This window comes from Rhodophyticola porphyridii (genome assembly GCF_003688285.1).
Taxonomy (GTDB): Bacteria; Pseudomonadota; Alphaproteobacteria; order Rhodobacterales; family Rhodobacteraceae; genus Rhodophyticola; species Rhodophyticola porphyridii.
Map to the genome: position 1 here is coordinate 286,361 of NZ_RCNT01000003.1, position 25,462 is coordinate 311,822.

Consider the following 25,462-nt stretch of genomic DNA (forward strand, 5'->3'; position numbering starts at 1 on the left):
ACATGACCAACGCTTTTCCGTTTTCGGCCATTGTCGGCCAGGAGGAAATGAAACAAGCCATGATCCTGACCGCGATCGACCCCGGCATCGGCGGCGTTCTGGTGTTCGGGGATCGCGGCACCGGGAAATCGACCGCCGTGCGCGGGCTGGCGGCCCTGTTGCCTCCGATTATGGCGGTGGCCGGATGCCCGGTGAACTCGGCCCGCGCGGAAGATGTGCCGGACTGGGCCAACCTCAAGGACAGCGGCCTGATCGAGAAACCGACTCCGGTGATCGACCTGCCTCTCGGTGCGACCGAAGATCGGGTGGTAGGGGCGCTTGATATCGAAAGGGCCCTGACCCAGGGTGAAAAGGCGTTCGAGCCGGGCCTGCTGGCGCGGGCCAATCGCGGTTATCTCTATATCGACGAGGTGAACCTGCTTGAGGATCATCTGGTCGATCTGCTGCTGGATGTGGCCCAATCGGGGGAAAACGTGGTGGAGCGCGAGGGGCTTTCGATCCGCCATGCCGCGCGCTTTGTACTGGTCGGGTCGGGCAACCCCGAGGAAGGTGAATTGCGGCCCCAGCTTCTGGACCGGTTTGGCCTGTCCGTGGAAGTGACCTCGCCCACGGATATCGATGTGCGGATCGAGGTGGTCAAGCGCCGGGATGCGTTCGACCGGGACCGGGACCGCTTCGGCGGAGCATGGCACGCGGATGACATGGCCCTGCGCGGCAAGATCGTGACCGCACGGGAGGCGCTCGCAGGTGTCGAGGCATCGGAAAACATGTTGCGGGATTGCGCCGAGCTATGCGTGGCACTTGGCTCGGACGGGCTGCGCGGCGAGTTGACGCTGTTGCGTGCCGCGCGCGCGCTTGCCGCGTTCGACGGCGCCGCATCGGTCACGCGGGACCATCTGCGATCGGTGGCGGCTTCGGCGCTCAGGCATCGCCTGCGGCGCGATCCGCTGGACGAGGCCGGCAGCACGACGCGGGTGGCCCGGCAGGTGGAGGAGGTGCTTGGGTGAACGGCGATGACCAGCGCTGGACCAACGCCAATCTGGCGCTTGCCTGCTTTGCGCTGGACCCTGCCGGTTTGGGCGGTATCTGGCTGCGCGCCCGGTCCGGCCCGGTCCGGGACCGGTTCATGGATGGTCTCTATCTTGCGGTTCAGGATCGAAATCTCCGTCGATTGCACCCGAATATCGGAGATGATGCGCTTTTCGGTGGCGTCGATCTGGCAGCGACGCTGGCCAGCGGAAGGCTGAGCCGGACCGAAGGCATTCTTTCGCAGCCGTCGGTATTGATCCTGCCGATGGCGGAACGGGCGACGCCCGGGCTTGCCGCGCGGCTCGCCGCAGCGCTGGACCGGCAGGACGGGCTGTCCCTGGTCGCGCTGGACGAAGGCGCGGAGCCTGATGAGACGCTGGCCGGCGCGCTTGCGGACCGGATGGCGATCCATCTGGATCTGTCGGATCTTGCATTGGGGGACGCCCCGCCGCTGGCCATGGATCCCGGTGCGCTGGCAGAGGCGCGCGCGCTTCTGCCCCGCGTTACACTGCCCGATACCGCGATTGCCGAAATCGCGGAGGTTGCGCATCGGCTGGGCGTCCGGTCGCTTCGGGCACCGCTGTTTGCACTGGCGGTTGCGCGGGCGGCGGCGGCTTTGTCGGGTGAGAGCGAGGTGGACGAGCCGGACCTGATCGTGGCTGTCGAACTGGTGCTGGCGCCGCGGGCCACGCAGATACCCGCGCCGGCGGTGGAAGAGGAAGACCCGGCCGAGCCGGACACGCCCGAGCCGCCGGACACGCCCGAGGACAGCGACGAGAACATGCAGCCCGAAACCCTACCGCAGGAGATCCTGCTGGAAGCCGCCCGGGCGATGCTGCCCCCCGATCTTCTGGACCGGCTGGAGGCCGGAAAGGCCGCGCGCGCCGCCACGGGCAGCGCCGGTACGGGGGCGCGGAAAAAAGGCAACCGGCGCGGGCGGCCCATGCCCTCCCGACCGGGGCATCCGGGCGGCGAGGCCCGGGTGGATCTGGTCGCGACCCTGCGGGCCGCGGCGCCATGGCAACCGATCCGGCGCCAGGCAAGCGGCGATGCCGACCGACTTCATATCCGCGTCAGCGACATCCGGCTTCGGCAATTCGAAGAGCGCTCCGACAGGGCGATTATCTTCGTGGTCGATGCGTCGGGTTCGGCGGCGCTGTCGCGTCTGGCCGAAGCGAAGGGCGCGGTGGAACTGTTGTTGTCTGAGGCCTATGCGCGCCGCGACCACGTGGCGCTGATTGCGTTTCGCGGCGATGGGGCGGAGGTGCTTTTGCCGCCCACCAGGTCGTTGGTGCAGACCAAGCGACGGTTGGGAAGCCTGCCCGGTGGCGGCGGCACGCCGCTGGCCGCGGGTCTGAAGGGCGCTCTGGAGATGTGTTTGCTCGCGCGAAGCAAGGGCATGACGCCCTCTGTCGCGCTGTTGACCGACGGGCGCGCGAATGTAGCGCTTGACGGCACGGCAAGCCGGACACGGGCGGCGGAGGACGCGGCCCTGATGGCGCGGGCGCTGAGGGCGCGCGGGGTTCCCGGTATCGTCATCGACATGGGCAACCGGCCCGCGCCCGGATTGAACGATCTGGCGCGGGAAATGGGAACGCCCTATCTGGCTCTGCCGCGCGCCGATGCGCGCATGCTGTCGCGCGCGGTCGACGGGGCGCTGGAGCCTGCGGGATGAGCGCGGCCGCAGACGATCCTGCGCGCGCGGCGCCCCCGCATCCCGCCAAAGGGGTGGTACCGGACGACTGGCCGCTGGTCGGCCACAGCCGGATTGTCGCCGCCGCCCCGCATCGGTGGCATGTGCAGATCATGGGGGATGGCCCCGATCTTCTTTTGCTGCACGGGGCGGGCGCATCCAGCCATTCATGGCGCGAGGTGATGCCCGAACTGGCCAAGCGCCACCGGGTGATTGCGCTGGACCTGCCCGGGCATGGGTTTACCCGAACCGGCGCGCGGGGGCGCTCGGGCCTGCCGGCGGTGGCGCTGGACGTCACCGCTTTGCTGGCGCATCTGGGCGCGGAGCCGCGCCTTATCGTCGGGCATTCCGCCGGCTCCGCCGTGGCGCTGCAACTGGCGCGCACGATGGCGGCGCCGCCGCAGGGGGTCGTGGTCATCAACGGTGCCCTGGAAAACTTCAAGGGCGCGGCGGGCTGGCTCTTTCCGATCATGGCCAAGGCGCTGGTGCTGAACCCGTTTGCGGGCCTGCTGCTGGCGCGGGGCGGCGCATCGATGACCAGCGTTCGCAATCTGGTCGGCTCGTCCGGGACGGAGCTGAGCGAGGAGGGGCTGCGGCTCTACCAGCGGCTGATTTCCGACCGGAAACATGTCGAAGGCACGCTGGCGATGATGGCGGCATGGTCGCTGGAGGAACTGACGCGTGCGCTGCCGGAGATCGAGGTGCCGGCGCTGTTCCTGCACGGGACCGAAGACAGCGCGGTTCCGCTGGCCGTGGCGGAGCGGGCGGCGAGTGCGATGCCGGATGCACGGCTGCTGCGGCTGGATGGGGTGGGCCATATCGCGCATGAAGAAGCGCCGGAGCGCGTTCTAGAGGAAATCGCGGGTTTTGCCGCCGCCCTGACCCGCGACTGAAAAAGGCGGCCCCGCGGGCCGCCTTTTGAACCATGTTTCGCCCTCCGCCGTTGGCGGGAGGGATTTATTCCTCGGCCGGGGCCAGCGACGCCAGATAGGCGTAGAGATCCGCGGCATCTTCCTCGGACCGGACGCGGAAGCTCATCGAGCCGCGTGCGCCGCTGTCGTCCAGATACTCGCGCAGGAAGCCGGTGGGATCCTGAACATAGGCCACGAAGGTTTCCTCGTCCCAGACCAGACCGGCCTCACCGGCTTCGACCATGGAGCCGGAATACCGGAAATCCTCAACCGTGCCTGCAGTCCGCCCGGAGATCCGGTACAGGTTCGGGCCGGTGCGGGCGTTGCGCCCGGCAAGGGTTTCGCCCTCCGCGTCGACGACCACGTGGCACGCGATGCACTGACGAAACGCCGCTTCGCCTGCCTCTGCATCGCCGCTTGGCGCGGCAGCGTGGCTGTCGGCGAAGGCCATGGGTGCCGTGAGAAGTGTTGCCGCCGCGGCGAGAATCATCGTGCGGTTCATAGGTATACTCCCTTCCATATTCACGTTCGGGTCTATACCTAACGCAATCCGGGAAGAGACCACACATTTTTTTGCTCCGATCACGAAAACGCGACGGATTAGCGCAAATAAAGGCTCTGTTTCAGGCGCTTACGTTACGGAACCAAGCGCATAACGCCGCCGATTCAGGCCACGGCGTGGGCGATGGCGCATTGCTTCCAAAGCGTTTTAAGCGCCTCGACCAGATAGTCGATATCGGCGTCCGTATGCAGCGGGCCGGGGGTGAAACGCAGCCGTTCGGTGCCTTTGGGAACGGTCGGATAATTGATCGGCTGCACGTAGATCCCGAACTGGTCCATCAGGATATCGCTGAGCATCCGGCATTTGACCGGATCCTTCACCATCACCGGGATGATATGGCTTGGGTTGTCCACATGGGGAATACCCTCGGCATCGAGACGCTGCCGCAGGCGTTTGACCTGCCTTTTCTGCATGTCCCGTTCGATGCTGCTTTCCTTGAGATGCCGGATCGACGCCGTCGCCGCCGCGGCACAGGCGGGCGGCAGCGCGGTGGTGAAAATGAAGCCGCTCGCAAAGCTGCGGATGAAATCGCAGAGCGCGTGGGAGCCGGTGATGTAGCCGCCGACCACGCCAAAGGCCTTGCCGAGCGTCCCTTCGATCAGCGTGATCCGGTCCATGAGACCTTCGCGTTCGGCAACGCCGCCACCGCGCGGGCCATACATGCCCACCGCATGTACCTCATCGATATAGGACATGGCGCCGTGCTTGTCGCAGACATCGAGGATTTCCTTGATCGGGGCGATGTCGCCATCCATCGAGTAGACGGATTCGAAGGCCACGATCTTGGTTGCGTTGGCGGGCAGCGCAGCCAGCTTGCGATCGAGATCTTCGGGATCGTTATGCGTCCAGATGGCCTTCTGGCAGCGCGCGTGGCGAATGCCTTCGATCATCGAGGCGTGGTTCAGCTCGTCGCTGAGAATCACGGCATTGGGCAAGCGCGAGCCGAGCGTTGAAAGCGCGGCCCAGTTCGAGACATAGCCGGAGGTGAAAAGCAGCGCGTCTTCCTTCTGATGGAGATCGGCCAGTTCCGCCTCCAGCCGCTTGTGATGATAGGCGTTGCCCGAGATGTTGCGTGTGCCGCCTGCGCCGGTGCCGCAGCTCTGCACCGCCTCGACCATCGTATTCACGACCTTGGGGTGCTGGCCCATGCCGAGATAGTCGTTCGAGCACCAGACGGTCACGTCGCGCGTGCCATCCTCATGATGATTGACGACCTTGGGGAACGCGCCGCATTTGCGCTGCAACTCGGCGAAGATGCGATAGTTGCCCTCTTCCTTCAACTGGTCGAGCTGATTTTGAAACAGCTGGTCAAATTTCATCGGGGCATCCTCACTTCATCGTCTGGCTAGGTGTCGTGTCCCGGGGCCGGGGTCCCGGGGTCGGGTCTGGCAGCATCCAGCGCCAGAGTTTTTCGTCGGGCAGGGGCAGGACCATGAACCAGTGTTCCAGCAGCGCCAGCGCGGTCAGCGCGGCAAGCAGGGCAAAGCCCACGATATCGCCCGGGGTTTGCGCCCCCCAGAGGCGTTCCATCCAGCAGGCCAGCGCGAAGCTGAGACCGGTGATCGACACCGGAAAAAGCGCGTTCATGCGCGCGACGCGAAAATGGCTGGACAGATGGGTAAGGTGTTCGGGAATGAACTCCAGGTTGATTTTGCGCACCCCGAGATAGAGGTTCAGCTTGGCACTGATACGCGCCGCGAAGAGAATCGCGAAGGTCCAGGTGCCGAACTGGTTTTCGGCCCCCCAGGAGGCGAAGACCATCGCCAGAAGCAGCCCGAGAAGCAGCAGTTCGTGATAGGCGACCGTGCCCCAGGCGCGCACGAAGCGTTCCCATTCCGGGGCGCCGTCCTTGGCATAGCCGCGATAGGGTCCGGTTATGACGCCGGTCAGGAAGGTGAGTTCCACCCAGCCCCAGAGCGCAAGTGCCGAGAGAAAGCCGATATAGGCCCCCGCGACGGTGGTGTTCCCCAGCGTGTCGAGGAAACCGACCGCCCCGAGGACAAGGAAGGGGAGGTTCATGAGAACCACCCACTGGCGGGCATTGCCGCCTTCCCGTTCGGCGCGGCGCACCGCCACAAGGATCGCGCCGGTGGAGAACCACCAGAGAAACAGTGCCACAAGGGCCGCGATCCAGGGGGAGGCGAGCATCAGTAGGCGGGCTCCATTCTCGTGGTGTCCGGCACGGCGTGTTTCTTCGCCGGAATGGTGAAGAGGGACACAAACGCCATCGCGGCACGCGCGCTGGGCCCGATGCGACCCAGCAGGCTGCCGCGCTGCTTGGCCGCCGCCAGATCGGCATTGGCCCTTTGCAACCGCTTGAGACCCTTCATCCAGCGCGGATGGTCGATATCGAGCGTGATCGGGAAGATCTGCTCGGAAATCGCGGAGGTCTTTCGGAACACCTCCTGCCCGTACCAGTCGGGATCCACGCCCAGCGCCTCGTGAAAGGCCGGGCGCTGATGATCGCGGACATACATGGTGGAATAGACCGCGGTGAGGAAGAACTTGATCCACAGGACGTTGCCGCCGCTGGTCAGTTTCGGATCGGTCTTCATCAGCAGTGCGAACGCCTCGCCATGGCTGAACTCGTCGTTGCACCACTCACGGAACCACTTGAAGATCGGGTGGAAGCGGTGCTCCGGATGCTTCTCCAGATGCCGGTAGATGGTGATGTAGCGGGCATAGCCGATCTTTTCCGACAGGTAGGTGGCGTAGTAGATGAACTTGGGCCGGAAATAGGTGTATTTCTTCTTCTGCGTCAGGAAGCCCAGATTGACGGCGATGCCCGCCTCGCGGAGCGCATCGTTGATGAAGCCCGCATGGCGCGCCTCGTCCCGCGCCATGAGCTGGAACAGGGTCACGATATCCTCGTTATTGCCGCGGCGCTTCATCTCCTTGTAAAGAACGCATCCCGAAAATTCTGCGGTACAGGACGACACCAGAAAGTCGATGAACTCCGCTTTCAGCCTGGGCTCCATGTTCTCCCAGTCGACACTGTCCCAGTCTTCGTTCTTCTTGAAATGGCCCTTGTTCGGGTCCGATTTCATCTGGGCGATGAGCTTGTCCCAGTCGGCGCGCACGGGTGTCACGTCGATGGCGTCCATCTCATCGAAATCGGTGGTGTAGAAGCGCGGGGTCAGAAGCGTGTTCTGCATGGCCAGCGCGGTGGCGCCCTCGCTGTCGACGACGCCCTGATGGTTGTCGGCGGCCAGCGCCTCTTCGACAGTCGCGGCGTCGGCGGAATGGGTGCGTTGGACGTTCATACCGAGACCTCCTCACTGAAGGAAAATTCGCAGAGTTCCATGAACTCGAAATCGCCGGTCATCCGGGTCCAGAGCTGTTCCAGCTTGGAGGCCCGGGTGATCGTGGCCATGCGGTCTTCGATCACGACCTCGCCATAGGGCGCCATGATCGGTGCGCCGTGGACAAGCACTTCGTCCCCGGGATGGATCACCGCGCCGTTCAGAAATTTCATATGCGCGTGCAGGCTGTCGAACTTGTGGCTTACCTCAACCTGGCAAGGCGCCGTTTCGGTCTCTCTCGTAAACAGTCCCATGTTGGTCATTCCTCCAGCAAGCGGGCGAAAACCCGCGTGTTGTCCGCCCCGAAACCGATGAGTTCGGCCCGGAAATCGGTGTAGTCGTCGCGTAATCCGATGCGCCCGTCTGAAAAGAGCACCAGTCGTATGGGTTCGGAACCGGTCAGCCCGACGGCCCCCCGTTCACGTTCCAGAACCCGGTAAACGCCCGCAACAAACCCGCCCTGATCGGCGGCCAGCGTGGCGATCACATTGCCGTCCATGTCGAGCACACGGGCGGAGCCATCCATTTCGCCGAACAGGCGGATCATCCGCTCCTGCGCCACCGGTCTTTCCTCAAGCGAGGGCGGCAGCGCCTCCAGCGGGCGATCGGTCGCGGTGGCATAGGCCACGATGATCAGCACACACAGGCACAGCACGAACATCGCGCGGATCAGCACGGTGGGGATCATCTCCTTGTCGCGGATGACGAGTTTTTCTTCGGGGCTCAGAGCCATCTTTCCGACCCTCCCCTATTCCGCCGCCACGGCATCCGGCGCGGGAATGCGCGAGATGACGGGCTCGGCCACGGCGGTTTCCGCCGCATCGGCCAGAAGGGCGGCGACCTTTTCCACTTCCGGGATGCAGCGCAGCGCCGGTTCGGTCTGCTTCATCCGCCACGGCCGCACATGGGGCCATGTCATGATATAGCTCAGCGTCACATCGCCGGGCAGAAGCTCCAGCGCGATCGTTCCGGTTCCATTCGCCCGTTTGGCCAGCGTCGCATTGGCGATCTGCCGGAACGGCAGGTTCAGCGTCATCGTGAGCGCCGCGCCGATCCGCAGCGCCACGCGCCGATTGGTCAGCGTGTAGACGGTCGATTTGGCCTGCACATAGGCGATCAGCACCAGAAGCGCGCAGACGATGGCGCCAAGGACCAGAAAGAAGGAGGCGGCATTGGCGCTGGCGGCCCAGCTTTCGCCCGCAGCCCCGGCGATGGTGCGCCAGGCGAAGAGGAAGGCGAAATAGCCGGCCACCCAGTACAGGCTGAGCGACTCCCGGGCTAGGGCCCACCAGTCCGGCTGGCCCTGCCAAAGGATCTCTTCGCCTGCGGGCAGGTTTTCGGGCAATCCACGGACAGGCTCGGTCTGAAAGTCGTCGTGGGACATCGGTTTCTCCTCCTCAGATAGCGGGTTCGAGCCGCTCTTGCGAGGCGTAAAGAATGCCTCCGGCATAGTAGGCCGAGATCTTCTCCTCCTCCAAAAGCGTGACCTGATTGGGGGATTTGGTGACCGGCACATTTGCGAAATGCTTGCCGAAGATCGCGTTGATCTTCACCCGGTCGGATTTGATCTTGCAGTAATGGATTGGCACGAGGCGGATGCCCCCGCCATGATCCGCATCAAGCTCGATGGACAGGTAGCGAACAAGCTGTTCGGGTGCGTCAAGCCACATGTCGCTGATATCGCCCACTACCTCGCCGTCTCCGGCCTCCACCGACAATCCGCGCGGATCGCGCCCGGCAGAGACCCGATACCCATCGGTGGCCCCCATGGGGACGATCTTGGCGTGGCCATGGCCATCGAGCTCCGGCAGGTCGCGCCGCTTCGCCCATGAGGCGGGGCCGACACCGTCCAGCATCGGGTCACCGGTGGGCTCGAACGGGTAGCCGTTGGCGGGGTTCGTCCGCCTGAGCGCGACCTCTCCGCGCGATTGCAGGTCGGGCCCGGGCACGGTGACCTCGCCCCGGTTATGGGGCAGCTTGAAGGTTTTCGGGCTCGGCACCGGGAACGGGCCCTGATTGGCCGATTGCGTCCCGTCGTCGTTTTCCAGCGGATAGCCTTCACGCATGTTCTCCGTCTGCAGGTAGTAGATAAGCAGGGCGAAGAAGATCCAGAACAGCCAGATCGACAGGCTGGCCAGATCGAATGTTCCGAAAAAGGTGCTTGTCATGTTTGGTCTCCTTCGTGACCCGTCGGTTAAGTCGGCATGTCGGCAAGGCCGATCTTGCTGACGCTGACTGTCTGTGTGGTTGTGATGGTCCGCACCAGCGGGCCAAGCGCGATGAGCGTTGCGAACAGCAACAGAATTTCCAGGTGATAGACGACCGAATAGCCGGTTCCGGGATTGGCAAGCGCCTCGCCCAGACTGCCGGACATGGCGGCCTGGTTGACCAGATCGCGCACCCCGCCGCCGATGGCGATGGACAGACCCGCCGCCGTGGCCTGCGCCGCGCCCCAGGCCCCAAGCGCCAGACCACGACCGGCCATGCCCTGCGCCGGCATTGTCATCGCGGCGGTCAGCGTGGCCACCGCGAAGAGACCGCCGCCAAAGCCGATGCCGCAGGCACCGGCAAAGAACAGCATCTCGGACCCCATCGGACTTGCGAAAATCACCGCGCAGAAAGCGGCGACACCGGCCAGAATGCCGCGCGCGGCCATCCGGTAGGGATTGATGCCGCCAGCCAGCCATTTGGCGGCCAGCGCGAACCCGGCCAGCGCTCCGGCGGCCCAGGTGGCCGTCAGCAGCGTCGTGGCGGAAACCGACAGGCCCAGGATCTCCCCGCCATAGGGTTCCAGCAGCACATCCTGCATGTTGAAGGCCATGGTGCCCAGAAAGACCACGACCAGAAGCCGCCCGGCGGTCCCGCCATTGGCATAATCGGCCCAGGCGTCGCGGAAGCTGGGCCGCGGCGCCGCCCGTTCTTCCTTCGTCATCGGGCGGACGCGTTCCTGTTTCCACAGCGCGATAAGGTTCAGGATCAGCGTGATCAGGGCGGCGGACTGGACGACCTGGATAAGCTTCAGCGGGGTGAAATCGCGCAGGAACCAGCCCACCACAAGCGCGGAGATACCCATGCCGATCAGGAACATCACATAGAGAAGGGCAACGACGCGGGGGCGGGCCTCCTCCGACGCGCGGTCCGCGGCGAGCGCAAGACCGGCGGTCTGGGTCATATGCATGCCCAGACCGGTCATCAGGAAGGCCAGCGCTGCAAGCACCTCACCGGCGAAGGGCACATTGTGAACAACATCGCCGCCCAGCACGAGCAGCGCGGCAGGCATCACCGCCAGCCCGCCCATCTGCCAGATGGAGCCGAACCAGAGATAGGGGATGCGCTTCCAGCCGATCGAGGAGCGGTAGTTGTCGGACTTGAACCCCAGAAGCGCGCGGAACGGGGCGATCAGCACCGGCAGCGCCACCATGATCGCGACCAGAACGGCAGGCACCGAAAGCTCCACGATCATCACGCGGTTCAGCGTGCCCAGAAGCAGAACCCCGGCCATGCCGACGGAAACCTGAAACAGCGAAAGTCGCAGAAGCTCGCCCATGGGCAGGCCGTCGCTGGCTGCGTCCGCAAAGGGCAGATACCGGATGGATATGCGCGACAGCATGCTCATCTGGCATACTCCAGACAGGTGGAAATGTAGAAACCCCGGGACACGCGCTCGACCTCGGAGATCGAGCCTGATGCGCCGTGCAGAGACGTTTTCCGGGCCAGGTGTCGAGGCTTGTGCGGCACCATGGTGGGCGAGCGGTCGGACCGCGGGAAGAGTTTGCCCACCCCCCACATCGCCATCAGGAGCGTGGTGCGCGGCGCGACAGTGAAGACCACGGATCCCTCGACCCGGGGGCACAGCCCGGCCAGCGCCCGGCCCAGATCGTCGGCCTCGTAATAGATCATGCTGTCCATCGCCATGACGTAGTCGAAGGCGCCAAGGCCCTCGGAGAGCATATCGCCCGAGGTGAAGGTGACGCGGGGCGCCAGATTGTCGGACAGGCGGCGTTCCGCGATCTTGACCAGTTCCGGCGAGATGTCGATCGCCACGACATCGGCGCCGCGCATCGCAAGCTCCGCCGTCATCTGGCCCGCGCCGCAGCCCGCGTCGAGCACGCGCTTGCCGGCCAGATCCCCGGGCAACCGGCCCAGCATGATCGCCCGCATCCGGTCGCGGCCCTCGCGCACGGTCTGGCGGATACCCGAAACAGGCGCGTCAGAGGTCAGACGCTCCCATGTCCGGGTTGCCGTGCGGTCGAAATAATCCTCGACCCGTGCGCGTGTGGCGGCGTAGTCGGCCATCAATCAAATCCGAGCAATTCGAAGATTTCACGATCCGGCAGAGACTCCGGGGCAAGCGGGTCGGTGCCCTTGAAGAGAAGATCGGCAAGCCGCACGTATTCGGCGCGGGCAAGCACGATATCCTCGTCGTCGGGCATCTCGAAAAGGGTCTTCTTCTTCAGCCGCGACCGCCGGATGGCGTCGATATCGGGCATATGCGCGATGCGGTTGAACCCGACCACCTCGCAATAGCGATCCACCTCATCGGTGTCCTTCGAGCGGTTGGCGATGCAGCCGGCGAGACGCACGTTGTAGTTCTTGGATTTCGCGCCCACCGCCTGAATGATCCGGTTCATCGCATAAATGCTGTCGAAATCATTCGCGGTGACGATCACGGCGCGGTCCGCATGCTGAAGGGGGGCCGCGAAGCCGCCGCACACCACATCGCCCAGCACGTCGAAGATCACCACATCGGTGTCTTCCAGCATGTGGTGCTGTTTCAGCAGCTTGACCGTCTGGCCGACGACATAGCCGCCGCATCCGGTGCCTGCGGGCGGTCCGCCCGCCTCGACGCACATGACGCCGTTATAGCCGGTGGTCACGAAGTCCTCCGGGCGCAACTCCTCTGCATGGAAATCCACGTCCTTCAGGATGTCGATCACCGTCGGCTGAAGATGGCCGGTCAGGGTGAAGGTGCTGTCATGCTTGGGGTCGCAGCCGATCTGCAACACCTTCTTGCCAAGCTTTGTGAAGGCGGCGGACAGGTTGGACGAGGTGGTGGACTTGCCGATTCCGCCCTTGCCGTAGACGGCAAAGACCTTGGCGCCTTCGATCTTCAGCGTCTCGTCCTGATGGACCTGCAGCGAGCCCTCGCCATCCTCCCCCTTCTTCAGGATCGGCGGATTGGCAAGCCCACGGGCCTTCAGACCCTCTTGCTCACGGGCATTGGCGCGCGCGGCGGGCGGGTGTTTGGTGTCCAGTGGGCTCATGTCGGTTCTCCTGTCATTCAGCGGCTACGTTGAGCCCTTCAAGCGTGTCTTCCAGCTCGTCCGCCCCGGCCTGAAGGGCGGCAAGCGTGGCCTCGTCGGGTTGCCAGTAATCACGTTCATGTGCCTCCAGCAGGCGGTTGGCCATGCGCGCGGAGGCTTGCGGGTTGAGCGCGGCCAAACGGCGGCGCATCTCCTCATCGAGCACGAAGGTTTCGGAAAGGCGCTGATAGACCCAAGGGTCGACCTGACCGGTGGTGGCGGACCAGCCAAGGGTGTTGGTCACCTGTGCCTCGATCTGGCGAACGCCCTCATGGCCATGCTTCAGCAGACCTTCGAACCATTTCGGGTTGAGCGAGCGGGAGCGGGTTTCCAGCGCGACCTGATCCTGAAGCGTGCGGACCTTGCCCTCGCCCCTGGTCTGGTCGCCGATGAAGACCGGCGCTTCGACACCCTTGGCGCGTTTGACCGCGCGCGAGATGCCGCCCAGCGTATCGAAGTAATGATCGACCGTCGTCACGCCCAGCTCGACGGATTCGAGATTCTGATAGGCGATATCGACATCCTTGAGGGCCGATTGCAGGAGGCCTGCGTTTTTCTTGGCCTTGCCGTCGCGGCCATAGGCGAAGCTCTTGCGCGCCTCATAGGCATCGGCCAGTTCATCCTCACCGTCCCAGGCGCTGCTGTCGACGAGGATATTGACGTTGGAGCCGTAGGCGCCTTCGGCATTGGAGAAGACGCGCAAGGCCGCAGTTTCCATGTCGACCCCCATTTTCTCGGCGTAATCGAGGGCGTGGGCGCGCACGAAATTCCGCTCCGTCGGCTCTTCCGCCGTGGCGGCCTTGTAGGCGGCTTCGGCCAGCATCCGGGTCTGCAGGGGCAGGAGATCGCGGAAAATACCCGAAAGCGTCATCACCACGTCGATCCGCGGGCGGCCCAACTGTTCCAGCGGGATCAGATCCGCACCGGAGAGCCGGCCATATCCGTCGAAGCGCGGGGTCGCCCCCATCAGGGCCAGAGCCTGGGAGATCGGGCCGCCATCGGACTTGATATTGTCGGAGCCCCACAGCACCAGCGCCACCGAACGGGGAAGCGTGCCGGCGGCCTGCAACAGCCTGTCGGCCTGTTTCGCACCATCCTGCAAGGCGAAGGCCGTGGGCATGCGGAACGGATCGAAGGCGTGGATGTTGCGGCCGGTGGGCAGAACCTCGGGCGAGCGGATCAGATCGCCGCCCGGAACCGGTTCGATGAAATGCGCCTCAAGCGCGCGCATGAGCGCCGGAAGCTCGGTTTGCTGACGCAGCAGATGTTCGACCCTATCCCGCGTTTCAGGGTCTGTTTCGGCCATTACACGCAGATGTTCCTGCAACTCGGCCTCGTCGATGGCGCGGCCCAGAACATGCAGCCCGTCGGGGATCAGCGCATCCTCGGTTTCCAGAAGCTTCAGCCACAGCGTATCCGGATCGGTGTCGGCCATATCGACGGCCTCGGCCTGCGTGCCGATCAGGGCGGCCAGTTCTTCCCGCTCGGGGCTGTCGGGAGGCATGCCGCGCCAGCGGGTAAGGCTGTCTTTCAGTTCGCTCAGACCTTTGTAGAGACCGCTTGCGGCCAGAGGCGGGGTCAGATGCGTGATCGTCACAGCATTGCTGCGACGCTTGGCCAGTGTCGCCTCGGACGGGTTGTTGGAGGCGTAGAGATAGACATTGGGCATGTCCCCGATCAGCCGGTCGGGCCAGTCGCGCGCACCCAGACCAGCCTGACGGCCCGGCATGAATTCCAGCGCGCCATGCATGCCGAAATGCAAGAGCACATCGGCCCCGAAATCCTCCCGCAGGTAGCGGTAGAAGGTGGAGAAGGCATGGGTCGGGGCAAAACCCTTCTCGAAGAGAAGCCGCATCGGGTCCCCCTCGTAACCGAAGGTCGGCTGAACACCGACGAAGACATTGCCGAACTCCGCGCCCAGCACGAAGACGCCGCCGCCATCCGATTGCTGTTTTCCCGGGGCCGGGCCCCAGACGGCTTCAAGCTCGGCCAGGTAGGGTTCGCGGGCGACGATATCGTCGGCCGGGATCCGCGCGGCAACGTTTGCCTGCTGGCCATAGCGCTCGGCATTGCCGTGAAGGATCGCGTGGCGCAAGTCGTCCACCGTCGCGGGGGGGTCCAGATCGTAGCCTTCGGCCTTGAGCGCATGCAGCGTGTTGTAGAGTGACTCGAAGACGCTGAGATAGGCAGCCGTGCCGATCGCCCCGGCATTGGGCGGGAAGCCGAACAGGACGATCCCGAGCTTGCGATGCCTGACATCGGAGCGCCGAAGGACAGCCAGTTTGCGGACCTTTCTGGTCAGCGCCTCGATCCGTTCGAGACAGGGAGACATGGCCTTGTGATTGTCCTTGTTGGGGCAGTTGTAGTTGCAGCCGTGGCAACCGTCGGCCCCATGGCGCCCGCCGAAGACGGTGGGGCAGGTCGCGCCGTCGATCTCGGGTAGCGCGATGAGCATGGTGGTCTCCACCGGGCCGAGACCGCCCTCGGACGAGCCCCACTGGCCAAGGGTCTGAAACTCGATCGGATGTGCCGCGACATAGGGCACGTCGAGATCCTTCAGGACCGCAACCGCGGCGTCACTGTCGTTATAGGCCGGGCCGCCGATCAGGCTGAACCCCGTCAGGGAGACCAGCGCGTCGATCCGGCCGTCGGTGAAGTAATCCGCGATGGCGGGACGACCGTCGAGCCCACCGGCGAAGGCCGGGATCACGGCCAGCCCGGCCGCCTGCATCTGCCGGATCACGCCATCGTAATGAGCGGTGTCGGAGGCAAGGATATAGCTGCGCATCATCAGCAGGCCGACAGTGGCGACCGGAGCTTCGGGCTGCGGCAGATCGGCGGCATCGGTGGTGATGTGGTGGCCGGGCAGGTCCGGGTGGTACAGCCCGACATCCGGATAGTCGATCGGCGCAGCGGCCTCGGCGCCCTTGAAGGCGGTGTCGCTGGCGTAGCGGCCCACAAGGAAGCGGACCATCTGTTCGACATTGTCGTCAGAGCCGCCCAGCCAGTATTGCATCGACAGGAACCAGGCGCGGAGATCCTGCGCCTTGCCGGGAATGTATTTCAGGATCTTCGGCAGGCGGCGCAGCATCTTCATCTGCTTTTCACCGGACGATGCCGAGGGTTTCGCCGAGCCGCGCAGCTTTTTCAGAAGCTTCATCGGCCCGCTGCTGGGCTTGCGCATGTCCAGCTCGCCCATGCGGGTGAGACTTACGATCTCGGAGGCGGAGATCAGCCCGATCATCGCATCGCAGGCGTCCCGGCGGGCTTCGAGGTCGGGCAGGATCGCCTGGATATGCTCCTCGATGAACAGAAGGTTCGCGACAATCAGATCGCCGTGGCGCACGGCATCTCTGGCCATCTCCAGCGCATCGGGGTTTTCGGCCCATTCCGCCGAGGCATGGACCGAGACCGAGAGGCCCGGGAACTCATCGGCCAGACGCTCCGAAACCCGTGCGGCGGGCCCGGCGGCGTGGCTGTCCAGCGTCACGATGACGACGCGGTAGCCGGGGATATGGCCGCTATCGCGCATAATGGGCCTTTGCCTCGTAGAGAGTGTCGATGCTGATTTCCGTCACGCCCTGTTCGGCGGCGAATTTCTCGGTGTTGCGCCGCGCCTTGCCACGCACGAAGAACGGGATCTTCTTCAGTTCCTTCTCGGCGTCTTCCAGCCAGACCATCACGTCGCTGCCGGTTGATCCGGAGGCGGCATCGTCCTGCGCGTCCTGAGCAGGGCGGGCGGTTTCAGCGACCGGCGCGCCAGGCTCGGCCACGGGCTTCGGTGCATGGCCCCCGTGATGGCTCGGGCCCGCTTCGTCGTGGAACTCGAAATCCTCGCGGAACATGTGTAACAGATGCTCTTCCAGACCCATCACCAGCGGATGAATCCAGGTGTCGAAGATCACATTCGCGCCTTCCCAGCCCATCTGCGGCGAATAGCGGGCCGGGAAGTCCTGCACATGGACGGGCGCGGAAATGACGGCACAGGGAATGCCGAGGCGTTTGCCGATATGGCGCTCCATCTGGGTGCCGAGGATCATTTCGGGCGCCGCCTCCTCGATGGCCTTTTCAACCTCCAGGTAGTCGTCCGTGATCAGCGCGGTGAGCCCGTAATCCCTGGCAAGCGCGCGAATGTCGCGCGCAAACTCCCGGTTGTAGCAACCCAATCCGACCACCTCGAAACCCATCTCGTCGCGGGCAATCCGGGCAGCGGCCTTCACATGGGTCGCATCGCCGAAAAGGAAGACACGTTTGCCTGTCAGGTAGGTCGAGTCGACGGATTTGGACCACCAGGGCTGGCGCAGCCGGGAGAGATCCTTGCGGGGTTCCACCCCCGCGAGCGCCGCGACCTCGGCCACGAAGTCATGGGTCGCGCCCACGCCCAGAGGCACGGTTTTCGTGTAGGGCTGGCCGCAGACCTTTTCCAGATGGCGGCAGGCGGTCTCGGAATGCTCGGGGTAGAGCATGACATTGAAATGGGCCTGTCCAAGGGTCGTGATCTGTTCGGGCGTGGCGCCCAGCGGTGCCACGACATTGACGCCGATGCCCATTTCCCACAGCAGGGACCTGACCTCTTCGATATCGTCCCGATGCCGGAAGCCGAGCGCGACGGGACCGAGGATGTTGCAGGAGATCTCCGGCGTACGCGCCATCGGCCGGGCAAGGGCCTTGACGATCTGATAGAAGGTCTCGTCGGTCCCGAAGCCTTCCTTGCGCTGATAGCTCGGAAGCTCCAGCGCAATGACCGGGACCGGAATGTCCATCGCTTCGGCAAGACCGCCGGGATCGTCCTGAATAAGCTCCGCCGTGCAGGAGGCGCCGACGATGAGCGCTTGCGGCCGGAACCTCTCATAGGCGTCCATGCAGGCGGTCTTGAAGATGCCGGCGGTGTCGGCGCCCAGATCGCGCCCCTCGAACGTGGTGTAGGTGACTGGCGGGCGATGGTCGCGCCGTTCGATCATGGTGAAGAGGAGATCCGCATAGGTGTCGCCCTGAGGCGCGTGCAGAACGTAATGCAGGCCCTTCATGCCGGTTGCGACGCGCATCGCCCCCACATGCGGCGGGCCTTCATATGTCCAGACCGTCAGTTTCATTCCGCGGCCTCCAGCTTCAGAAGCGCGCGACGGCGCAGGGGGCGAGCGAAAAGGGCCGCCAGATCGCCGGCCTGTTCGTAGAAATGAACGGGGGTGAAGACGAGTTCGATGGCCCATTTGGTGGTCAGACCCTCGGCTTCGAGCGGATTGGCCAGACCGAGACCACAGACCGTCAGATCGGGCCGCGCGGCGCGGCAGCGATCGAGTTGCAGATCCACATCCTGACCTTCGGATATGGTCGGACCTGCCGGGATCAGATCCATGTCGGGGCCGACAAGACCCTTGTGGATATAGGGCGCGCCGATCTCGATCGCCTCCATCCCGCATTCCCGGATGAGGAACCGGGCAAAGGGGATCTCCAGCTGGCTGTCTGGAAAGAAGAAGATCGATTTGCCCGCGAGTGTTTCAGCGGCGGCAGCCACGGCCTTGCGCGCGCGGGCGCGCGGCGCGGCGGTGACGCGATCGAAGGTTTCGTCATCGACGCCGAACTCATCAGCGATGGCGCGCAGCCACGCGGTGGTGCCCTCCTCGCCGAAGGGGAACGGGGCGGAGATCATCCGCGCGCCGCGACGGTCCAGCGCCGCTGCGGTATCGCCCAGAAACGGCTGTAGCAGTGCATAGACCACATTTTCGCCCATGCCGGGCATTTCGGCCGAGCGCGGCGCGGGCAACACGCGGATCGGGCCGATGCCCATCTCGCTCAGAAGCTTGACGGCCTGATCCTCGACCACGTCGGGCAGCGCGCCGACCAGAAGCAGTTCGCGCGCCTGCGTGGCGGGCAGCACCGGAACCATGGACGCCAGGCAGGCATCTTCGCCCTGGGTAAAGGTGGTTTCGATCCCGGAGCCGGAATAGTTGAGCACCCGGACATGGGGCGCATGTTCGACGGTCAGCCGTTCGGCTGCGCGGGCGAGATCCAGCTTGATGACTTCGGAGGGGCAGGACCCGACAAGGAAAAGCTGCCGGATGTCAGGGCGGCGGGCCAGCAGACGGGCGACCTCCCGGTCAAGCTCGTCATGGGCGTCGGCCATGCCGGCCAGATCGCCCTCTTCTAGGATTGCGGTGCCGAAACGGGGTTCGGCGAATATCATGACGCCCGCGGCGGATTGCAGAAGATGCGCGCAGGTGCGGCTGCCGACCACCAGAAAGAACGCGTCCTGCATCTTGCGGTGCAGCCAGATGATGCCGGTCAGGCCGCAGAACACCTCGCGCTGTCCGCGCTGTTTCAGGATCGGCGCATCGCGGCAGGTCTGCGCGGGAATGGCGGCGGGGCGGTTCATGCCTCTCCCTCCAGCCGCGCGGCGCGGAGCTTCAGCAGGAACTGGCCCGCGTTGATCACATAGGCCCCATAGGCCGCCAGCGCGATCCACATCTGTTCGGCATGGGGCAGGCCCGCAAGCAACGCCCAGACATAGGCCGCGTGGAGCGCGATGACCGCAAAGCTGAAGACATCTTCCCAGAAGAAGGCCGGCGCAAAGAGATATTGCCCGAACACCACCTTTTCCCAGATCGCGCCGGTCACCATGATGACGAAGAGAAAGCCGGTCTTGACGATGATCGAGATCGTGGCGGCCTCGTATCCCGAACCGCTCAGCATGAAGCGTGCGACGAGCGCCAGGGATATCAGGAATGCCAGAAACTGAAGCGGCGCCAGAACCCCCTGCACGGTCGTCCAGACGGTCGCATCCCTGCGGGCGCGCTCCTCCGGGGTGTAAAGCCGCCGCGATGGCGGATGCGTCAGAGTCTCGGATGACATGCAGATACGATTCCTTGGATCTCCCCTTGAAAGCTACTGTTGTCAGATTGGAAGTGTCAACTAAAACTTACACATTTTGGAGTACCAGAAATGCGTGTCTTTCTGACATTGTAACAGGAAAAATCCCCTATTTTTGCAAAGAAATTCAGGCGGTCCGCGGCACAGGCTGCCGGGAAGGCAAAGAGGGGCAACCCAAGTTGTCAATTTCCTTTGACAGATTTGGAGAAGTCATAGAGACTGTCTTGCGAAAGACTTCCCGGACGGTCCGGCACCGCGTTTCTTTCTATGGCCGGACATCTCTCGGGGAGGGGTGATCCGATGACTCAATACAGCAAACTCTCCGTTCAACCAGGCAGCACCATGCAGGATGCAGAGGTGAAGATGCTGGCCGCGCGGGCGTTATCGGTTCTGGCCTCCAAGGCGACCCCTCGACCGGCTGGCGTTCAGCAGCATCTCGAAGCGCTGTGCGACGCCTATACCTCCCCCGATGAAGACGAGCGTCACGACGCGATCCTGCGGATCCGTCAGGAGGGTATCGCGCCACGCGATATCATCACGCACATCATCCCCGAGACCGCACGGCTTCTGGGTATTCATTGGGCCAATGACACGCTGAGCTTCTCCGAGGTGTCGATTGCCGCCGCGCGCCTGCAGGAAACTGTGCGCGCGCTCGCTGCGAAGGACCAGGTGAAGCGACACGAAAGCCTGGGCACCGTTTTGCTGGTGGTGCCGAGGCCCGAACATCATACCCTAGGCCTGTTCGTTGCCGCAGACCGGTTTCGGCGTCTGGGATATGAAGTCGACATTTCTGTATCGCAGCACCCGTGTCAGATCAGCGACAGGGTTCTTGCACGCAGATATGCGATGGTTGGGGCAACCGCCTCCAGCCGGAGAACCCTTGCATCCATCAAGGATCTGGTCGATAGCGTCCGGGCTCGCGTGCCGCGCAAAGTGAAAGTGGTCGTGGGCGGAAGTGTACTGGACCAGAAACTTGATATCGTTGCATTAACCGGTGCCGACTATTCTGCACCGGATGCCCAATCCGCCTTGAAGCTGTGCGGTTTGACAATATCTCAAGACTCACCTCTGGAACGGACGACCGCTAACTGAACGACGACACGTTATAAAAGGCGAAAGCCGTCATGAATACACGCGGATCAGATTTCTGGGATGAGCCGGCTGCGCCACCAATCGCGCCAGAGCATTTCAACGATATTGTGGCCACTGCCGCAGACCTTGCGATTGTGCTGGATACAGCAGGCATCGTGCGGTCTGTCGTGGTCAACCCCCTGAACCCAACGCTGGGCAGGCTAGACCACTGGAAGGATCGCAATATCCGCGATTTCACCGCGGAAGACAGTCTGGTGAAGCTGGAAACCCGGCTGGACGCCTACCGGGACGGCAAGAAAGACACCGTCGACGCGATCGAGGTGAACCATTACGACAATGCGAATTGGGAATTTCCGATCCGCTACACGCTCCACAAGACGGGGCAGGACGATATCATCCTGATGCTGGGCCGGGACCTCAGGCCGATTGCGGAGTTGCAGCACCGTCTTGTGAAGGCACAGCTTGCGCTTGAGAAGGATTACGAGACTCATCGGGATTACGAGACGCGCTACCGCGTCATCATGGAGGCGGCGCGCGATGCGCTGGTTCTGGTCGATGTGACGACCGGGCGGATCATGGACCTGAACACCGCGGCCTCGCAGATCCTCGGGGCGGATGCGGAGACCCTGACCGGAAGCTCCTTCACCCAGGAATTCGAGGGCCGGCGGCGGGGCGAGTTCGTCGAGAACCTGATCGTGAATGCCGGAGACGAGGGGAGCGGTCCTGTCACCGCAGAAACCAAGCGCGGCAAGAAGGAGGTGGCGATCGATCCGGTCCTGTTCCGCGCCGCCGGCGACAAGACTCTGCTTTGCCGCATCGAGGCCGCCGCAAGTGCCGAGACCGTGGCCGCCGAAGTGTCGCAGTCTTTGGCGGTGCTCTATCGCGACGGGGCGGATGCTGTGGTGTTCACCGATCCGCTGGGGGCGATCCGGTCCTGCAACGACAGCTTTCTCGGTTTGTGCGATTCCGGGCAGCTTTCCGAAATTCGCGGCAAGTCGCTTGGCGATTTCCTGAGCCGCGGCAGCGTCGATCTGAAGGTCATGCTGGACAATGCCGCCCGCACCGGCCGGATGCGGATCTATGCCACCCGGCTGGAGGGCGCCTATGGCTCGCAGCTTTCGGTCGAGATCTCGGCCACGCATATGCCCGGAAACGGCGGGTTCGCCTTCGTGATCCGGGATACGTCGCGGATGGAGATCGTGCGCGAGCCGGTTTCCGCCGTGCCCGGCGGCGCACCGATGACCGATGAGGCGATGCGCAATGTGATGGATCTGGTCGGTTCGGCGCCATTGAAGGATATCGTGGCCGCGACAACGGATGTCGTGGAGAAGATGTGCATCGAAACCGCGGTTGAACTGACCGATAACAATCGCGTGGCCGCGGCAGAGATGCTGGGCCTTTCAAGGCAATCTCTCTATGTAAAATTGAGAAAATACGGGCTGTTGGCGAAAAACGACAGCTAGTGTGGCGATCTGGTATTCCAGTATCGGGAGCAGTATCTTTCTCCCATGCCGCATGACCACGCCCATCACCACCATCATCATGCCGATCCCTCCGTTGGCGACTGGCGCCTTGCCCTTGCGGTAGGTGTCAATATCGGCCTGACGGTGGTGCAGGTGATTGGCGGGGTTCTGTCCGGCTCCCTGGCGCTGATCGCGGACGCGTTGCACAATCTGTCCGATGCCATGGCGTTGATCATCGCCTTCGTGGCGCGGCGCATCGCCCGGCGCCCGGCCGATGCCGACATGACGTTCGGCTATGGCCGGGCCGAAACGGTGGCCGCCCTGATCAATTACACCACGCTGATCCTTCTGGGGATTTATCTCGCCTATGAGGCCGTGATGCGGTTGTTCGATCCACAGGAGGTGGCTGGCTGGACCGTTGTGATCATCGCGGCCGTGGCGCTGGTGATCGATCTTGCCACCGCAGCTCTGACCTATGCGATGTCGAAGGACAGCCAGAACATCCGCGCCGCGTTCCTGCACAATCTTGCGGATGCGGCGGGCTCCGTCGGGGTCATCGTTGCGGGAACCGCGATCCTGCTGTTCGGCTGGAACATCGTGGATCCGATCATGACCCTGATCATTGCGGGCTACATTCTGTGGATGTCATTCGCCGAGATCGGCGGCGTGATCCGCATCCTGATGCTGGGCAGCCCACCCGCATTGCAGACCAGAGCCGTTCTGAACGCCATCGACGAGATCGATGGCGTTGCGGATGTTCATCACGCCCATCTGTGGCAGATGCAGGAACACGAAGCGGCGCTTCAGGCCCATATCGCGCTGCACCCCGGATGCTGGGACCGGGCCGATGCGATCAAGGCGCAGATCAAGGCCCGGCTGCGTCAGGATTACGCCATTTCCCACGTGATGCTGGAGATGGAATGCGCCGTCCATGCCTGCAGCGATGCCAAGGCCATCGGTCACGGATGAGGGCGGCCGTCTAGCCGAGTTTACACTTGCCGAGTCACAAAGTGTCAGCTTAAACTTACACTCATGAGTGTAACGACCGACCTCACCCCAAGCAGCCCCGTCCGGCGCTGGCCCGAACCCGCTGCTGCCCTGACATTGCTGAAACCGATCACATGGTTCCCGCCGATGTGGGCGTATCTTTGCGGCGCGGTCTCTGCGGGCGTCGCGCCCTCGGGCCACTGGTTCGTGCTGTTCCTCGGCGTCCTGCTGGCCGGGCCGATCGTATGCGGAATGAGCCAGGCCGCCAATGACTGGTGCGACCGCCATGTCGATGCGATCAATGAGCCGAACCGACCGATCCCCTCGGGGCGGATACCGGGCCGTTGGGGTCTGTGGATCGCACTGGCGATGTCGGTTCTCGCCATAGGGATCGGCTGGTTCCTGGGCCCCTGGGGCTTTGGCGCGACCATCGTCGCGGTCATCGCCGCCTGGGCCTATTCGGCAGAGCCGGTGCGCCTGAAGAAATCGGGCTGGTGGGGGCCGGGGCTGGTGGGCCTTTCCTATGAATCGCTTCCCTGGTTCACGGGCGCGGCGGTTCTGGCCGCAGGCGCCCCGTCCTGGCCGGTGATCATCGTGGCGCTGCTTTATGGCATCGGCGCCCACGGCATCATGACGCTCAACGACTTCAAGGCGCTGGAGGGGGACCGGCAGATGGGTGTGAACTCCCTGCCCGTCACCTTGGGGCCCGAGCGCGCGGCGCGTCTGGCCTGCTGGATCATGGCGATCCCGCAGGTGGCCGTGATCGGGCTGCTGCTCTATTGGGGGCGCGAATGGCACGCTCTCGCCGTGGGTGTGTCGCTGGCGCTGCAGGTCTGGGCAATGACCGTGCTTCTGAGCGATCCGAAAGCAAAGGCGCCTTGGTACAACGGAACCGGCATCACGCTTTACGTCTCGGGCATGATGGTGACCGCCTTTGCCATACGCACGCTGGAGACCTTGCCATGACACTCAGCTGGTTTCAGATCGTGCGGATGGGTCTCGTACAGATGGCACTTGGTGCCATCGTGGTGCTGACCACTTCCACGCTGAACCGGCTGATGGTGGTGGAACTGGCGCTGCCCGCCGTCCTGCCCGGGCTTCTGGTCGGGCTGCATTACGGAATTCAGATAACGCGCCCGCAATGGGGCTACCGATCCGACACCGGCGGGCACCGCACCCGCTGGATCATCGGGGGCATGGCGGTTCTGGCGCTCGGAGGACTTTCCGCCGCCTATGGCGTCGTCGCGATGGAAAGCTCTTTCGCAGTCGGGCTGGCCATTTCGGTTCTGGCCTACGCGGCCATCGGTGTCGGTGTCGGGGCCTCCGGCACATCTCTCCTTGCGCTGCTCGCGACGGCGACCGCCGAACGCCGCCGCCCGGCCGCGGCCACGATCACGTGGTTGATGATGATCTTCGGCATCGCGATGACGGCGGGCATCTCCGGCCAGTTCCTCGATCCCTACACGCCGCTTCGCCTGATGCAGGTTGTGGCCGTGGTGACCGGCGGAGCATTCGTGATCACATGCCTGGCAGTCTGGGGCATAGAAGCCTCGGTCGTGGCCCGGCGCGAGATGGATACCATGCCCTTCATCGACGGGATGCGGGAGATCTGGGCCGAGCCCAAGGCCCGCCATTTCACCGTTTTCGTATTCCTGAGCATGACGGCCTATTTCATGCAGGAACTGATCCTTGAGCCCTACTCGGGTCTGGTTTTCAACTATACGCCGGGTCAATCCACATCGCTTTCCGGGGCGCAGAACGGCGGGGTCTTCCTTGGCATGGTCGTGGTTGGCATCGCCGGTACCGCCCTGCGGCTCGGATCGCTGCGCGCCTGGGTCGTTGCGGGTTGCATCGGCTCCGCCGCGTCGCTTGGGCTGATCACCGTTCTGGGGCAGATCGGCCCGACCGCGCCGCTCCTGCCCGCCGTGATCCTGATGGGGTTCTTCAACGGAATGTTCGCCGTGGCGGCCATCGGCTCGATGATGGCGCTGGCCGGTGAAGGCCGCGGCGCGCGCGAAGGCACGCGGATGGGCCTGTGGGGCGCGGCGCAGGCCATTGCAGCCGGGTTCGGCGGGCTTCTCGGCGCGGCGCTGGTCGATCTTTTCCGCATTGTGCTGTCGGACCCGTCCGCCTTCGGCACCGTCTTTCTGTTCGAGGCGCTGCTATACATCGCCTCTGCCTTCATGGCCGTCCACGTGATGGATCGGCGTCCCTCTTATCGGCCCCCGAGGGGCCTTGTTCCGGGAGAATAAG

23 protein-coding genes are annotated in these 25,462 nt (G+C 64.1%); 8 read left to right on the top strand and 15 right to left on the bottom strand.

The features are described 5' to 3' along the window. Positions 1-2 precede the first annotated feature (2 nt). The 3 genes from bchI to bchO are packed head-to-tail and all read left to right on the top strand — an operon-like array spanning position 3 to position 3,615. Entirely contained in the window at positions 3-1,007 is a 1,005-nt protein-coding gene (bchI, locus tag D9R08_RS08245) for a magnesium chelatase ATPase subunit I (protein WP_121897546.1), read from the top strand. Next, a complete protein-coding gene (locus D9R08_RS08250) occupies positions 1,004-2,704 on the top strand; it encodes a magnesium chelatase subunit D (RefSeq protein ID WP_121897547.1) in 1,701 nt (566 codons plus the stop codon). Before bchI ends, D9R08_RS08250 begins: the two co-directional genes overlap by 4 nt. Continuing rightward, on the top strand, positions 2,701-3,615 hold the full coding sequence (bchO, locus tag D9R08_RS08255) for an alpha/beta fold hydrolase BchO (protein WP_121897548.1): 915 nt from the start codon (positions 2,701-2,703) through the stop codon (positions 3,613-3,615). The genes D9R08_RS08250 and bchO overlap by 4 nt, the downstream gene beginning before the upstream one ends. A gap of 64 nt (positions 3,616-3,679) precedes the next feature. Here the strand turns inward: bchO and D9R08_RS08260 are convergent, their stop codons facing one another. From D9R08_RS08260 to bchF, 15 genes are all read right to left on the bottom strand, one after another. Next, positions 3,680-4,135: a c-type cytochrome gene (locus D9R08_RS08260; protein WP_121897549.1), complete on the bottom strand. Its 456-nt coding sequence runs from the start codon at positions 4,133-4,135 to the stop codon at positions 3,680-3,682. A 164-nt stretch (positions 4,136-4,299) separates the two neighbouring features. Beyond that, on the bottom strand, positions 4,300-5,514 hold the full coding sequence (hemA, locus tag D9R08_RS08265) for a 5-aminolevulinate synthase (RefSeq protein WP_121897550.1): 1,215 nt from the start codon (positions 5,512-5,514) through the stop codon (positions 4,300-4,302). A 10-nt stretch (positions 5,515-5,524) separates the two neighbouring features. Further along, entirely contained in the window at positions 5,525-6,343 is an 819-nt protein-coding gene (puhE, locus tag D9R08_RS08270; protein ID WP_121897551.1) for a putative photosynthetic complex assembly protein PuhE, read from the bottom strand. Further along, complete coding sequence (gene acsF, locus D9R08_RS08275; protein ID WP_121897552.1) at positions 6,343-7,458, bottom strand: magnesium-protoporphyrin IX monomethyl ester (oxidative) cyclase; 1,116 nt, start codon at positions 7,456-7,458, stop codon at positions 6,343-6,345. Before acsF ends, puhE begins: the two co-directional genes overlap by 1 nt. Further along, positions 7,455-7,751 carry a hypothetical protein gene (locus D9R08_RS08280; RefSeq protein WP_121897694.1) on the bottom strand — a complete coding sequence of 99 codons (297 nt, stop codon included), beginning with the start codon at positions 7,749-7,751 and terminating at the stop codon, positions 7,455-7,457. The genes acsF and D9R08_RS08280 overlap by 4 nt, the downstream gene beginning before the upstream one ends. Before the next feature lie 5 nt (positions 7,752-7,756). Next, positions 7,757-8,230, bottom strand: a complete 474-nt coding sequence (gene puhC, locus D9R08_RS08285; protein WP_121897553.1) for a photosynthetic complex assembly protein PuhC — start codon at positions 8,228-8,230, stop codon at positions 7,757-7,759. A 15-nt stretch (positions 8,231-8,245) separates the two neighbouring features. Then, positions 8,246-8,881, bottom strand: a complete 636-nt coding sequence (gene puhB, locus D9R08_RS08290) for a photosynthetic complex putative assembly protein PuhB (protein WP_121897554.1) — start codon at positions 8,879-8,881, stop codon at positions 8,246-8,248. Positions 8,882-8,894: 13 nt separating this feature from the next. Beyond that, positions 8,895-9,665: a photosynthetic reaction center subunit H gene (gene puhA, locus D9R08_RS08295; protein WP_121897555.1), complete on the bottom strand. Its 771-nt coding sequence runs from the start codon at positions 9,663-9,665 to the stop codon at positions 8,895-8,897. Between the two features lie 26 nt (positions 9,666-9,691). After that, on the bottom strand, positions 9,692-11,113 hold the full coding sequence (locus D9R08_RS08300; RefSeq protein WP_121897556.1) for a PucC family protein: 1,422 nt from the start codon (positions 11,111-11,113) through the stop codon (positions 9,692-9,694). After that, a complete protein-coding gene (gene bchM / locus D9R08_RS08305; protein ID WP_121897557.1) occupies positions 11,110-11,793 on the bottom strand; it encodes a magnesium protoporphyrin IX methyltransferase in 684 nt (227 codons plus the stop codon). Before bchM ends, D9R08_RS08300 begins: the two co-directional genes overlap by 4 nt. Beyond that, positions 11,793-12,761: a ferredoxin:protochlorophyllide reductase (ATP-dependent) iron-sulfur ATP-binding protein gene (gene bchL / locus D9R08_RS08310; RefSeq protein ID WP_121897558.1), complete on the bottom strand. Its 969-nt coding sequence runs from the start codon at positions 12,759-12,761 to the stop codon at positions 11,793-11,795. Before bchL ends, bchM begins: the two co-directional genes overlap by 1 nt. A gap of 13 nt (positions 12,762-12,774) precedes the next feature. Next, positions 12,775-16,332, bottom strand: a complete 3,558-nt coding sequence (locus D9R08_RS08315) for a magnesium chelatase subunit H (protein ID WP_121897559.1) — start codon at positions 16,330-16,332, stop codon at positions 12,775-12,777. Beyond that, complete coding sequence (gene bchB / locus D9R08_RS08320) at positions 16,322-17,893, bottom strand: ferredoxin:protochlorophyllide reductase (ATP-dependent) subunit B (protein WP_121897560.1); 1,572 nt, start codon at positions 17,891-17,893, stop codon at positions 16,322-16,324. The genes D9R08_RS08315 and bchB overlap by 11 nt, the downstream gene beginning before the upstream one ends. Continuing rightward, positions 17,890-19,173 (bottom strand): ferredoxin:protochlorophyllide reductase (ATP-dependent) subunit N, encoded by a 1,284-nt coding sequence (locus tag D9R08_RS08325; protein ID WP_121897561.1) that lies wholly within the window; start codon positions 19,171-19,173, stop codon positions 17,890-17,892. Before D9R08_RS08325 ends, bchB begins: the two co-directional genes overlap by 4 nt. Further along, positions 19,170-19,649 (bottom strand): 2-vinyl bacteriochlorophyllide hydratase, encoded by a 480-nt coding sequence (gene bchF, locus D9R08_RS08330; RefSeq protein WP_121897562.1) that lies wholly within the window; start codon positions 19,647-19,649, stop codon positions 19,170-19,172. Before bchF ends, D9R08_RS08325 begins: the two co-directional genes overlap by 4 nt. A 285-nt stretch (positions 19,650-19,934) precedes the next feature. On the opposite strand from bchF, the gene D9R08_RS08335 reads away from it, so the two are divergent. The 5 genes from D9R08_RS08335 to D9R08_RS08355 all read left to right on the top strand — a co-directional run bounded on the left by D9R08_RS08335 (position 19,935) and on the right by D9R08_RS08355 (position 25,461). Then, positions 19,935-20,759 carry a cobalamin B12-binding domain-containing protein gene (locus D9R08_RS08335; protein ID WP_121897563.1) on the top strand — a complete coding sequence of 275 codons (825 nt, stop codon included), beginning with the start codon at positions 19,935-19,937 and terminating at the stop codon, positions 20,757-20,759. Between the two features lie 32 nt (positions 20,760-20,791). Then, complete coding sequence (gene ppsR / locus D9R08_RS08340; RefSeq protein WP_121897564.1) at positions 20,792-22,222, top strand: transcriptional regulator PpsR; 1,431 nt, start codon at positions 20,792-20,794, stop codon at positions 22,220-22,222. A 45-nt stretch (positions 22,223-22,267) separates the two neighbouring features. Beyond that, positions 22,268-23,191: a cation diffusion facilitator family transporter gene (locus D9R08_RS08345; protein WP_121897565.1), complete on the top strand. Its 924-nt coding sequence runs from the start codon at positions 22,268-22,270 to the stop codon at positions 23,189-23,191. A 63-nt stretch (positions 23,192-23,254) separates the two neighbouring features. Continuing rightward, positions 23,255-24,175, top strand: coding sequence for a chlorophyll synthase ChlG (chlG, locus tag D9R08_RS08350; protein WP_121897566.1), 921 nt, complete (start codon positions 23,255-23,257; stop codon positions 24,173-24,175). Continuing rightward, a complete protein-coding gene (locus D9R08_RS08355) occupies positions 24,172-25,461 on the top strand; it encodes a BCD family MFS transporter (RefSeq protein ID WP_121897567.1) in 1,290 nt (429 codons plus the stop codon). Before chlG ends, D9R08_RS08355 begins: the two co-directional genes overlap by 4 nt. Position 25,462: the final 1 nt, after the last annotated feature.

What these genes read in the sequence shown, in the direction of transcription:
- D9R08_RS08335 (WP_121897563.1), top strand. Translation starts at nt 19,935, where the DNA reads ATGGCCGGACATCTCTCGGGGAGGGGTGATCCGATGACTCAATACAGC.
- bchO (WP_121897548.1), top strand. Translation starts at nt 2,701, where the DNA reads ATGAGCGCGGCCGCAGACGATCCTGCGCGCGCGGCGCCCCCGCATCCC.
- puhE (WP_121897551.1), bottom strand. Translation starts at nt 6,343, where the DNA reads ATGCTCGCCTCCCCCTGGATCGCGGCCCTTGTGGCACTGTTTCTCTGG.
- bchF (WP_121897562.1), bottom strand. Translation starts at nt 19,649, where the DNA reads ATGTCATCCGAGACTCTGACGCATCCGCCATCGCGGCGGCTTTACACC.
- D9R08_RS08355 (WP_121897567.1), top strand. Translation starts at nt 24,172, where the DNA reads ATGACACTCAGCTGGTTTCAGATCGTGCGGATGGGTCTCGTACAGATG.
- acsF (WP_121897552.1), bottom strand. Translation starts at nt 7,458, where the DNA reads ATGAACGTCCAACGCACCCATTCCGCCGACGCCGCGACTGTCGAAGAG.
- hemA (WP_121897550.1), bottom strand. Translation starts at nt 5,514, where the DNA reads ATGAAATTTGACCAGCTGTTTCAAAATCAGCTCGACCAGTTGAAGGAA.
- bchM (WP_121897557.1), bottom strand. Translation starts at nt 11,793, where the DNA reads ATGGCCGACTACGCCGCCACACGCGCACGGGTCGAGGATTATTTCGAC.
- bchL (WP_121897558.1), bottom strand. Translation starts at nt 12,761, where the DNA reads ATGAGCCCACTGGACACCAAACACCCGCCCGCCGCGCGCGCCAATGCC.
- D9R08_RS08300 (WP_121897556.1), bottom strand. Translation starts at nt 11,113, where the DNA reads ATGAGCATGCTGTCGCGCATATCCATCCGGTATCTGCCCTTTGCGGAC.
- puhB (WP_121897554.1), bottom strand. Translation starts at nt 8,881, where the DNA reads ATGTCCCACGACGACTTTCAGACCGAGCCTGTCCGTGGATTGCCCGAA.
- D9R08_RS08325 (WP_121897561.1), bottom strand. Translation starts at nt 19,173, where the DNA reads ATGAACCGCCCCGCCGCCATTCCCGCGCAGACCTGCCGCGATGCGCCG.
- bchI (WP_121897546.1), top strand. Translation starts at nt 3, where the DNA reads ATGACCAACGCTTTTCCGTTTTCGGCCATTGTCGGCCAGGAGGAAATG.
- puhC (WP_121897553.1), bottom strand. Translation starts at nt 8,230, where the DNA reads ATGGCTCTGAGCCCCGAAGAAAAACTCGTCATCCGCGACAAGGAGATG.
- D9R08_RS08315 (WP_121897559.1), bottom strand. Translation starts at nt 16,332, where the DNA reads ATGCGCGATAGCGGCCATATCCCCGGCTACCGCGTCGTCATCGTGACG.
- bchB (WP_121897560.1), bottom strand. Translation starts at nt 17,893, where the DNA reads ATGAAACTGACGGTCTGGACATATGAAGGCCCGCCGCATGTGGGGGCG.
- chlG (WP_121897566.1), top strand. Translation starts at nt 23,255, where the DNA reads ATGAGTGTAACGACCGACCTCACCCCAAGCAGCCCCGTCCGGCGCTGG.
- puhA (WP_121897555.1), bottom strand. Translation starts at nt 9,665, where the DNA reads ATGACAAGCACCTTTTTCGGAACATTCGATCTGGCCAGCCTGTCGATC.
- D9R08_RS08260 (WP_121897549.1), bottom strand. Translation starts at nt 4,135, where the DNA reads ATGAACCGCACGATGATTCTCGCCGCGGCGGCAACACTTCTCACGGCA.
- D9R08_RS08280 (WP_121897694.1), bottom strand. Translation starts at nt 7,751, where the DNA reads ATGGGACTGTTTACGAGAGAGACCGAAACGGCGCCTTGCCAGGTTGAG.
- ppsR (WP_121897564.1), top strand. Translation starts at nt 20,792, where the DNA reads ATGAATACACGCGGATCAGATTTCTGGGATGAGCCGGCTGCGCCACCA.
- D9R08_RS08345 (WP_121897565.1), top strand. Translation starts at nt 22,268, where the DNA reads ATGCCGCATGACCACGCCCATCACCACCATCATCATGCCGATCCCTCC.